Annotated in this window: 1 protein-coding gene; it reads right to left on the reverse strand. The window is 43.0% G+C overall.

All coding sequences use genetic code 11. The annotated features are described in order from the left end of the window. Positions 1–351 (reverse strand): reverse transcriptase domain-containing protein (locus DZ860_RS25500; protein WP_133305474.1); only part of this gene is annotated, 351 nt, incomplete at both ends.

The raw sequence follows: 351 nt of genomic DNA on the forward strand, positions 1-351 counted from the left end.
GTCAGAAGACTCTGCATTTTGCCAGCGTCTTCACCAAATAAAACTATGTCATCAGCATATTCTAAGTCAACAAGTGAACCTCCCGGTAGAAGTTCAACCCCTGGAAATTTAGATGAGGAGAGTGTTATCTCTAAAAGTACGTCAATGACAAAGTTGAACAAGAATGGAGAGAGTGGACAGCCCTGACGAACACCACTTGAGGTAATCAATTCTGATGACAGTTCGCCATAAGCTCTCACTCGACCAGTTGTGTTCGAGTAGAAAGCCTTTACAAGGTTAATGTACTTCTTTGGTACTCCTTTCAGTGACAAACACTGCCATAGAACCTCACGATCAACAGAGTCGAATGCC

The sequence above is a fragment of the Vibrio sinensis genome, assembly GCF_003605645.1.
GTDB lineage: Bacteria > Pseudomonadota > Gammaproteobacteria > Enterobacterales > Vibrionaceae > Vibrio > Vibrio sinensis.